The sequence below is a fragment of the Angustibacter peucedani genome (assembly GCF_054779595.1).
On the sequence record NZ_BAAGXY010000157.1, the window covers coordinates 1 to 8,086 of the forward strand.

Here is an 8,086-nt window from a genome sequence, read left to right on the forward strand (position 1 = left end):
GGTGACACCGGCCGGGTGACGGTGCGGGCCGACGACCTCGCCCTGCGACGCGGCGCTCCCCTGGCGGAGGGCCTGCTGCGGCTGGCCGACGCGTACGCCCTGCTGCTGGCCCTGCTCGGCGGGCGGGCCGTCGTCCTGGCGGCGGCGCTGGACGCCCCGGCCCGGCTGGAACGGCTGGCCCGCCTGCGCACCAGCGGGCTGACGCGCGGCGACGCCCGGCGGGTGCTGCTCGCCGAGCTGGTGCCGCCGGTGGCCGTGGCCGCCGCGGTCGGTGCCGCCACCGGTGCCCTGTGGGCGATGCTGCAGCTGCCCCGGCTGGCGGTCGACCGGATCACCGGCGCGTCCGGCGGCACGGACGTCGTCGTGCCGTGGTGGGTCGCGGTCGTCCCGGTGCTGCTCGCGGTCGTGGCGGTCGCGGTCGCCCGGGCGGAGTCGTCGGCGCAGCGGCGGGCCTCGCTCGGCCAGGTCCTGCGGGTGGGGGGTTAGCGGGCTAGCCGGCCAGCCGGAACCAGGTGGTCTTGCCGTGCTCCCCGGCCTCGACGCCCCACGCGTCGCTGATGTAGTCGACCAGGGTCAGGCCACGGCCGTTCTCGGCGTCGGGGCCGGCCTCGCGGCGCTGCGGCTCGCCGGGCCCGCCGTCGGTGACCGAGACCTGCAGGCCGTCGGTCTCCACGCACTCGACCCGCAGCAGGATCGGCGGTCCCCCGTGGCGCACGCCGTTGCCCACCAGCTCGGAGACGAGCAGCTGCGCGTCGTCCAGCACGCGGGCGTGGTGGGTGGCGCAGGCGGCGTCGCGCAGGAACGCCCGGGCGACGGACGCCGCGCGCGGGTCGAGCGGGAGCGCGACCTCGGCGGACGGCGTCTGGGTGCACATGGGTGCCGAGGATGCCATGCATCGCGGCCGCGTGCTCGCCGACCGGCTCAGGTGAAGGCCGACTCCCCCGTGATCTCGCGGCCCATGATGAGCGCCTGCACCGAGTCGGTGCCCTCGTAGGTGTAGACGACCTCCATGTCGGTCAGGTGCCGCGCGACGTGGTACTCGAGCAACAACCCGTTGCCGCCCAGGACGTCGCGGGCGTCGAAGGTCACCTGCCGCGCCATGCGGGACGACGACATCTTGGCCATCGACGCCATCGCCGCCGTGAGGCGGCCCTGGTCCTGCAGCTCGGCCATCCGGTAGCAGAGCAGCTGCAGGTGGGTCACCGCCGTGAGCATCTCGGCCAGCTTCATCTGCACCAGCTGGAAGCCGGCGATCGGGCGCCCGAACTGCTCGCGCTGCTGCGCGTAGGTCAGCGCGATCTCGTAGCAGGCGACCGCGTGGCCGAGCGACTCCCAGGCGACGCCGCCGCGCGTGGCGGTCAGCACCCGGTTGACGTCGTCGAAGCTGTTGGCGCCGGCCAGCCGGTTGTCGTCCGGCACGCGCACGCCGTCCAGCCGGACGTCGGGCTGCCAGACCGCCCGCTTGCCGATCTTGCCGGTGATCAGGTCGGTCGAGTAGCCGGGCGGGTCGCCGTCCGGGCGCTCGACGACGAACCCCTTGACCTCGCCGTCCGCCTCGTCCCGCGCCCACACCACGACCAGGTCGGCGAACGAGGCGTTGCCGATCCAGCGCTTGCGGCCGGTGATCACCCAGTCGGCGCCGTCGCGGCGCGCGGTGGTGGCCAGGGCGACCGAGTCCGAGCCGTGGTCGGGCTCGGTGAGCCCGAACGCGCCGATCTGCTCCATGCGCGCCATGGCCGGCAGCCACCGCTCGCGCTGCTCCTCGCTGCCCAGCAGGTAGACCGACCCCATCGCGAGGCCCGAGTGCACCCCGTTGAAGGTGTTGATGCTGCCGTCGCCGCGCGAGAGCTCGACGCTGACGAGGCCGGCGGCCAGGCGGCTGAGCCCGGCGCACCCGTAGCCCTCGATCGCCAGACCCGCGATCCCCAGGCTGCCCAGCCCCTTCACCAGGTCGAACGGGAACTGCGCCCGCTCCCAGTGGTCGTTGATCACCGGCAGCACCTCGGCGTCGACGAAGGCCCGCACCCGGTCGCGCACGGCGCGGTCGTCGTCCGTCAGGCGCTCGTCCAACAGGTACAGGTCGGTGCCCAGCGGGCGGGTGAGGTCCTCCACGCGGCGATCATCGCCGCTGCTCCGCGGCACCGCACGACGGAGCGCGCCATCGCCCCGTCCCGGCAGCGGTGCGTGGCAGCATGATCACCATGAGCCACGACGTGGACCCGACGACGGACGACGGCGCGCCCGGGTACCCGGTGCCGCCCGACGAGGAGTCGCGCCTGGTGGCGCTCGAGCGGCTGGCGGTGCTGGACCGGCCGCGCGACCCCGACCTCGACGCCCTGACCCGGCTGGCCGCGTACGTCGCCGGCACCGACCTGGCCGTGATCAACCTGGTCGACGCCACCCGGCAGTGGCAGGCGTCGGCGTTCGGCGGCGAGCCGGGCGAGGTCGACCGGGCCGACTCGATGTGCGCCCGCAGCATCCTGTCGCGCGACATCACCTACGTGCCCGACGCCTCGCAGGACGTCACGTTCGCCGACAACCCGTTCGTCACCGGCGACATCGACAGCGTGCGGCTCTACGCCTCGGCGCCGCTGATCGTGTCGACCGGCGAGGTGGTCGGCACGCTGTGCAGCTTCGACCGGCGACCGGGCGAGCTCAGCCGCACCCAGCTCGAGCGGCTGCGCGACCTCGCCGACCAGACGGTGCGGCTGATGGAGCTGCGCTCGCAGACCGAGCTGCTCACGCGCGCCGCCACGCGCGACCCGCTCACCGGTCTGCCCAACCGGAGGCTGCTCGACGAGGCGCTGGGTCGTGCCTTCGCCCGCCGCGCCCGCGGCGAGACCGAGCCCGCGGTGCTGTTCGTGGACGTCGACGAGTTCAAGACCGTCAACGACACCCACGGGCACGGTGCCGGCGACCAGCTGCTGCGCGACGTCGCGCAGCGCCTGCTCGGCGCGGTCCGCGCGGTCGACCTGGTGGCGCGCGTCGGCGGCGACGAGTTCGTCGTCCTGCTGGAGCTGCCGGACGAGCGCGCCCCGCTCGACCCGGTGCTCGACCGGGTCACCGCCGCGCTCGCCCAGCCCTACGACGTCCGGGGCGCGTCGGTGCCCGTGTCGTCGTCGGTCGGGTCCGCGCGGGCCCAGCGCCCGTTCGACACCCCCGGCGACCTGCTGCGGCGCGCCGACGAGGCCATGTACGGCGCCAAGCGCGGGCAGTAGCGTCGCGCACGTGGTCGACGGTCCGGACGACGACGTGCTGGTGCGGTCCCGCGAGGCGCGGGGCCGCTGGGTCCTGCTCGCCACGGTGCTCGGCAGCGGCATCGCGTCGCTGGACGCCACCGTCGTCAACATCGCGCTGCCGGCGATCGGCCGCAGCCTCGACACCGGCCTGAGCGGCCTGCAGTGGACCATCAACGGCTACACGCTGACGCTCGCCGCGTTCATCCTGCTGGGCGGCTCGCTCGGCGACGTCTGGGGACGTCGGCGGGTCTTCGTCATCGGGACGACGGCCTTCGCGGCGACGTCCCTGCTGTGCGCCGTGGCGCCGACGATCGAGGTGCTGGTGCTGGCCCGGGTCCTGCAGGGCGTCGCCGGGGCGCTGCTCACGCCCGGGTCGCTGGCGATCATCGCCGCGTCGTTCGACCCGCGCGACCGCGCGGCGGCGATCGGCGCGTGGTCGGGCCTGTCGGGCGTCACCGCCGCGGCCGGCCCGTTCGTGGGCGGCTACCTCATCGAGCACACCTCGTGGCGCTGGATCTTCCTGGTCAACCTGCCGCTGGCCGCGGTCGTCGTGGCCATCTCGCTGCGGCACGTGCCGGAGTCGCGCGACGCCTCCGCACCCCGGCGCACCGACGTGCTCGGCGCCACGACCTGCGTGGTCTGGCTGGCCGCGCTGACCTACGGGCTGATCCGCTGGGGCGCCGACGGCTGGGGTCCGGTGCCGGCGGTGGCGCTGGTGGTCGGCGTCGCGGTGGCCGTCGCCTTCGTGGTCGTCGAGCGGCGTGGCCGGCACCCGATGGTGCCGCTCGACATCTTCACCTCGACGCGGTTCACCGCGGCCAACGTCGTCACCCTCGTGGTCTACGCGGCGCTCTCGGGCGTCTTCTTCGCGCTCTCGCTGCAGCTGCAGCTGGTGTCGGGCTTCTCCCCCATCGCCGCCGGCGCCGCCCTGCTGCCCATCACGGCGCTCATGCTGGCCGGCTCGGCCCGGGTGGGCGCGCTGGCGCAGCGCTTCGGGCCGCGGCCGTTCATGACCGTCGGCCCGCTGGTCTGCGCGGTCTCGATGCTGATGCTGCGCCAGGTGGGTCCGGGCGCGAGCTACGTCGCCGACGTCCTGCCCCCGGTGGCCGTCTTCGGCGTGGGCCTGACGCTCACGGTGGCGCCGCTGACCACGGCGGTGCTGACGTCCGCCCCGCAGCGGCACGCGGGCATGGCGTCGGGGGTCAACAACGCGGTGGCCCGCACCGCGGGTCTGCTCGCGGTGGCGGTGCTGCCCCTGGCCGCCGGCATCGGCGAGCAGGCCTACCGCGACCCGCAGCTGCTCGACCGCGGCTTCGCCCGCGCCATGCTGGGCTGCGCGGTGCTGCTGGCGCTCGGCGGGGTGCTGTCGGCGCTGCTGGTGGGCCCGCGCTCGCTGGTGATGCCGGACGACGGCACCGGCGCCGACGGCACGTCCGCGCCGCGCGAGCCCGACCACACCGCCGACCGGTACCACTGCGACCCCACTGCCCCGGCGCTGCAGGCGGCCGACCACGGCCGCCGTCCGGGCTCAGCCGACGGCTGAGGGACGCCGCAGCACCGGCCGCTGCGCGTCGGCGTTGTCGAGCAGGACGTCGGCCCGTCCGCGCGGGTCGTGCGCGGCCAGGTAGTGGCGCTGCGCCCCCACGTACCGCGCGTTCGCCGGGTGCTCGGGATCGGGGTCGCAGCCGTCGCGCTCCGCCATCCGCGCGAACGTCACCTCGAACGGCACGTCGACGAACACCGTCACCTCGAACGTCCCGGCCAGCTCGGGGCGCTGCAGGAACAGCCCGTCGACCAGCAGCAGCGCGTCGTCGGGCGCCTGCTCCCAGCGCGGCTCGAGCCGCTCGTCGGTGACCAGGTCGTGGGCCCGGCGGCGGTAGCGGCCCGACCCGCCGGGTGCCCACGGCTCCAGCAGGTCGCGGCGCAGCACCGGCAGGTCGTAGGAGTCGCGGTAGAAGCCCTCGGCCGAGGTGCGCCCGAGCCGGTACCGCTCGACCCGCGTCCGGTGGAAGTCGTCCTCGCTGGCCCGCACGACGGCCCGGCCGCGGGCGCCCAGCAGGTCCGCGAGCTCGTCGGCCAGCACGGTCTTGCCGGAGCCGTCGACGCCGTCGACGGCCACCCGGGCCCGGCCGGCCGGCGCCCGGTCGAGGACGACGTCCAGCAGCTGGTCGAGGACGCGTCGCCGCCACGGTCCGGGAGGTCGCACGCGCGCCAGCCTCGCACGCCCGCCTACCCTGGGACCGTGCACCCGTCGATCGACGCCGCGGTCGCGCTGCTCCAGGGCCGGCGCGTGGTGGCCCTGACCGGAGCCGGTCTCTCGACCGACTCCGGCATCCCCGACTACCGCGGGCCGACGGCGGTGCCCCGGGCGCCGATGACCTTCCAGGAGTTCGTGTCCGGAGACGTGGCCCAGCAGCGCTACTGGGCGCGCAGCCACGTCGGCTGGGGCCGCATGCGCCGCGCCCGGCCGAACGACGGGCACCGGGCGCTGGCCCGGCTCGAGGCCGCCGGTGCCGTCGACGCGCTCATCACCCAGAACGTCGACGGCCTGCACACCGAGGCCGGCAGTCGCGCGGTCGTCGACCTGCACGGCCGCATCGACGAGGTGGTGTGCCTGCGCTGCGGCGAGGTCACGAGCCGGGCGGCGCTGCACGAACGGCTGGTCGAGCTGAACCCGGGCTTCGGCGCGGGCACCCACGACGCCCGCACGGCGCCGGACGGCGACGCCGAGGTCGTGGACGTCGAGGGCTTCCGGCTGGCGCACTGCCTGGTCTGCCGCGGCAGCTACAAGCCGCACGTCGTGTTCTTCGGCGAGAACGTCCCCAAGGACCGCGTGCAGCGGTGCTACGACTGGGTCGAGGGCGCCGACGCCCTGCTCGTCGCCGGCACGTCGCTGACGGTGCAGTCCGGCCTGCGCTTCGTCCGCCGGGCGGCACGCGACGGCCTCCCGGTCGTGCTCGTCAACCAGGGCCCCACGCGCGGCGACGACCTCGTGACCGTCAAGGTGGACGCCGGCTGCTCCCCCGCGCTCAGCGCCCTCGCCGACGTCCTCGGCGGGCCCGCAGGTAGTCGCTCACCACGTACCGACCCAGGTCGTGCGCGGACGGCGTGAGCACCCGCCCACCGCTGCGCCGGGCCATGGCGTCGACGAACCGTCGCAGGCCGGGGTCCTCGCCGAGCATGAAGAGGTTCATCGTCGCGCCGTAGCGCGTCAGCTGGTCGACCTCCGCGACCGTCGCCCGCAGCGTCGCCGACGTCGACGGCCAGGCGAAGACCGCTTCGCCGTCGTCCTCGAGGTGGGCGGTCGGCTCGCCGTCCGTGACGACCAGGACGACGGGGTCGGCGTCGCTGTGCCGGCGCAGGTGGTGGCGTGCGAGCTGCAGCGCGTGCTGCAGGTTGGTGCCCTGCACGAAGTCGGGCTCGACCGCGGCGAGCTCGCCGGTGGTCAGGCGCATCGCGTAGCGGCCGAAGCCGATGATCTGCAGCGCGTCCTGCGGGAACCGGGTGGCGACGAGGTGCGACAGCGCCAGGGCCGTCTGCTTCATCGGCCCCCACCGACCCTCCGAGACCATGGAGAACGACAGGTCGACGCAGAGCGCCACCGCGGCGCCGGCCCGACGCTCGGTCTCGACCACCTCGAAGTCCTCGACGGCGAGCGCGATCGGCCCGGAACTGACAGAAGCGTTGCGCCGCAACGCGTTCCCGACCGTGCGCACCGCGTCGAGCGGCTGCTCGTCGCCGAACTCCCAGGCACGTGACGCCCCGGTGCGCTCGCCAGCTGCGCCGGCCGACCGCACGTCGTGCGTGCCGCGGCCCGCGGCCTCGAGGTCGGCGAAGACCTTCTGCAGGGCGGTCGACCCCAAGCGCCGCAACGCCTTCGGGCTCAGCGCGGCGTCCGCGGCCGAGCCCTGCAACCAGCCCTGGCGCCGCAGCTCGCGCTCGAGCTGCTGGAGCCGACGCACGTCGTCGGCCGCCGTGCGCCCGAGCTGGCGCTCGACCGCGTCCAGGTCGACGTCGTCCAGCGTGGCACCGGGGTGCTGCTGGCCGAGCTGCTCGAGCAGGTCGTCGAGCTCGGCGACCTCGCCCAGCACGCTCGTGGCCTCGCCGTACCCCAGCGGCTCCTCGCCGCGCCCCGGCTCGCCGCGACCCCACTGCAGGTCGGGGCGCAGCGCCCGCAGCGACTCCGACAGCGACGCCATCTGCTCGGCCACGCCCGCGTCGCCCAGCGCCTGCTGCACCAGGGAGGCGAGCTCCTCGCGCTGGCCCGGGCTGAGCGAGCGCATCAGCCGCTCGCCCGCCGCCGCGCGGCGCGCCAGCAGGTCGACCAGCTCGTCGACGTCCGCGGGCTGCTCGGGGAAGAAGTCGCCGTGCTGCTGCATGAACTGCGCGAACGCGTCGTCGACGTCCTCGCCGCGCGCGTGCCGCCCGAGCAGGTCGTCGAGGTCGGTGAGCATCGACCGCAGCCGAGCGGCGGCCTCGGGGTCGACCGCCGGGTCGGCACCGCGCAGCGCCTCCTTCATCCCGGCGAACCGCTGCTCGAGGACGTCGCCGCGCAGCTCGTCGAGGATGCGCTGGTAGTCGGCGCGGGCCTCGTCGCTGCGCCAGTCGTAGTCGGCCAGCTCCTGCACGGCGCGCGCGGTCGAGCGCGGCAGCGCGTCCAGCCGCGACTGCGCGAACTGCGCGTCGAGGTCGTCCGGGTCGGCGTCCTGGGCCTGCCGGAGGGCGTCGCGCTCGGCGGCGACCGCCTGGTCGAGCAGCGCCTGGGCGCGGGTCACGGTGCCGTCCAGGCGGCCGCGGCGCAGCGCGTCCCGCCGCTGCCGCCGGGCCCGCTCGAAGAGGTCGTCCAG

The 8,086-nt window shown here is 75.4% G+C and carries 8 protein-coding genes; 4 read left to right on the forward strand and 4 right to left on the reverse strand.

Features of this window, described 5'->3' with window-relative positions; genetic code table 11:
- Positions 1–486 (forward strand): FtsX-like permease family protein (locus ACYVJ4_RS18250; protein ID WP_460461501.1); only part of this gene is annotated, 486 nt, incomplete at its 5' end.
- A gap of 4 nt (positions 487–490) precedes the next feature.
- Here ACYVJ4_RS18250 and ACYVJ4_RS18255 read toward each other — a convergent pair.
- A complete protein-coding gene (locus ACYVJ4_RS18255) occupies positions 491–874 on the reverse strand; it encodes an ATP-binding protein (protein WP_460461502.1) in 384 nt (127 codons plus the stop codon).
- 47 nt (positions 875–921) lie between these two features.
- Positions 922–2,112 (reverse strand): acyl-CoA dehydrogenase family protein, encoded by a 1,191-nt coding sequence (locus ACYVJ4_RS18260; RefSeq protein ID WP_460461503.1) that lies wholly within the window; start codon positions 2,110–2,112, stop codon positions 922–924.
- An 89-nt stretch (positions 2,113–2,201) separates the two neighbouring features.
- On the opposite strand from ACYVJ4_RS18260, the gene ACYVJ4_RS18265 reads away from it, so the two are divergent.
- Together ACYVJ4_RS18265 and ACYVJ4_RS18270 are read left to right on the forward strand one after the other, a co-directional pair.
- On the forward strand, positions 2,202–3,218 hold the full coding sequence (locus ACYVJ4_RS18265) for a diguanylate cyclase domain-containing protein (RefSeq protein ID WP_460461504.1): 1,017 nt from the start codon (positions 2,202–2,204) through the stop codon (positions 3,216–3,218).
- A 10-nt stretch (positions 3,219–3,228) separates the two neighbouring features.
- The gene (locus tag ACYVJ4_RS18270) at positions 3,229–4,782 is read left to right on the forward strand and encodes an MFS transporter (protein ID WP_460461505.1); all 1,554 of its coding nucleotides are present in this window, start codon (positions 3,229–3,231) and stop codon (positions 4,780–4,782) included.
- Here the strand turns inward: ACYVJ4_RS18270 and ACYVJ4_RS18275 are convergent.
- Positions 4,768–5,445 carry a nucleoside/nucleotide kinase family protein gene (locus tag ACYVJ4_RS18275; protein WP_460461506.1) on the reverse strand — a complete coding sequence of 226 codons (678 nt, stop codon included), beginning with the start codon at positions 5,443–5,445 and terminating at the stop codon, positions 4,768–4,770. The two genes, ACYVJ4_RS18270 and ACYVJ4_RS18275, sit on opposite strands and share 15 nt — an antisense overlap.
- Before the next feature lie 36 nt (positions 5,446–5,481).
- Here ACYVJ4_RS18275 and ACYVJ4_RS18280 point away from each other — a divergent pair, with 36 nt between their 5' ends.
- Positions 5,482–6,351, forward strand: coding sequence for an NAD-dependent protein deacetylase (locus ACYVJ4_RS18280; protein ID WP_460461507.1), 870 nt, complete (start codon positions 5,482–5,484; stop codon positions 6,349–6,351).
- On the opposite strand, the gene ACYVJ4_RS18285 is transcribed toward ACYVJ4_RS18280, so the two are convergent.
- On the reverse strand, positions 6,269–8,086 hold a 1,818-nt coding region (locus ACYVJ4_RS18285; RefSeq protein WP_460461508.1), incomplete at its 5' end, for a VWA domain-containing protein. The genes ACYVJ4_RS18280 and ACYVJ4_RS18285 overlap by 83 nt on opposite strands.